Origin of the sequence: Vibrio sp. 10N.222.46.A1 (assembly GCF_041473595.1) — a bacterium.
GTDB classification, from domain to species: domain Bacteria; phylum Pseudomonadota; class Gammaproteobacteria; order Enterobacterales; family Vibrionaceae; genus Vibrio; species Vibrio tasmaniensis_A.
In genome coordinates, this window is the sequence record NZ_JBFRSN010000823.1 from 1 (window position 1) to 1773 (window position 1773).

The 1773-nt window shown below is 42.0% G+C and carries 1 protein-coding gene; it reads left to right on the top strand.

The features are described from left to right. Positions 1-1324, top strand: a 1324-nt coding sequence (locus AB4496_RS20570) for an endonuclease (protein ID WP_372104635.1), incomplete at its 5' end; no start/stop codon positions are given. Positions 1325-1773 lie beyond the last annotated feature (449 nt).

The following is a 1773-nucleotide window of genomic DNA, read 5'->3' on the forward strand; positions in this document are numbered from 1 at the left end:
AGGCAACGTGAAAGCTCGCCTTTTTGTTGATGGCTATTTAGGCTACTCGAATAATGGTTTAACGAATCAGTGGCAAGCATTGACTCACTCGTACAGCGCTACGAGCACTAAAGATATCGTTGTGGGCATACGATTTTATGATGATGCAGGTTTTGATGGTGCGGAAGTGGTGTATTTAGATAACTTTCAGCCTACGGAGACTCCACCAACACAAAGCTGCAATGACACAAGTGCCGCACTCACGCTAGTGACGGATAACTATGGCTCTGAAACCAGTTGGTCTCTCAAAAACTCAGTTTCTCAAACTCTTTATTCTGGTTCAGACTATCAAAGTAACACCAACAATGAAGTGGAAATGTGTTTAGCAGATGGTAGCTACACCCTAGAAGTCTCAGACTCTTATGGAGATGGGATGTGTTGCAGTGTGGGGAATGGTTCATACAGTTTGTCGGTAAACGGAACCGTTGTGGCATCTGGTGGTGATTTCCAAGCAAGTCAGAGTACAGAATTTACGATTGGTGGCTCAACTACACCACCAACTGAACCACCAGTGTTAGGTGAGTATTACAAAGACGCTGAAGGCAAAGTGGGCTTTGCGTTAAAAACGGCCTTGTATCAAATTATTGATAATCATAGTAGTCAGGGTTACACCGCTATTTGGACGTTAGTGTCTGAGGCTGACCTAGACGCATACTATGACACTGATGGGTCGATTCTCGATATGTATTCGGAGAAACCTTCAGGCTCAGATTCAATCCAATTTACTAAGGTGGCCGATCAATGTGGTCAATACAGCAAAGAAGGTGATTGCTACAACCGTGAGCACTCATTCCCGAAAAGCTGGTTTGGTGGGAAAGTCGAGCCAATGAACTCTGACGGTCACCATTTATTTGCCACTGACGGTTACGTTAACTCGAAACGTAGTAATTGGCCATTTGGTGAGGTGAGTAGCGCGACATACACATCAAGCAATGGTTCTAAGTTAGGCAGTGCAGCGAACTCTCTTGGTTATGTCGGTACGGTGTTTGAGCCAATTGATGAGTTTAAAGGTGATTTCGCAAGAGCATATTTCTACATGGCAACACGCTATGAAAATGAAATCGCTAATTGGGAAGGAAACTCTACAAGCTCTGATGCCGTTCTGGATGGAACCAATACAACCGTTTTTGAACCTTGGCTACTTACTATGCTAAAGCGTTGGCATTCTGAAGATCCAGTAAGCCAAAAAGAAATCGACCGAAATAAGGCGGTACATGATTTCCAAGGGAATCGTAATCCGTTTATTGACCATCCAGAGTTTGTAAGCCAAATCTGGGGAAATTAATCGGAATATAACCACCATGACAATGGTTTCATGATTATTCAATTGAGCCCAATCCTTTGTTTGGGCTTTTTTATTGATAGGCATTAGAGAGCATGATTTAAAATATGTGAAAAAGCATATTGTCATGAAGGTCCGTATACTTGTCAGTGATCGGCACCATCAATACTGGACGCTACGTTAAGTAACTTTCCATACCTATAGTTATCTCTGAATTGTTAATTTAGGGGAAGCTGTAGATCATTTATGCCCAAAAGTGAGCCAGAGAGGGATTGAACTCAGTTTTAAACCCTGCAACTTGCCTTACTTTTCCTCATGCCTAGAGATCCAACAATGTAGCTAAATTTTCTAATCCACAACAGACTGATCTTAAATCACAGTTACGCACGAATATGTTGTTCAACTATTTCTCGGCTATTGAATAGTAGAGAACTAAAGGGAAGTTTTTGATT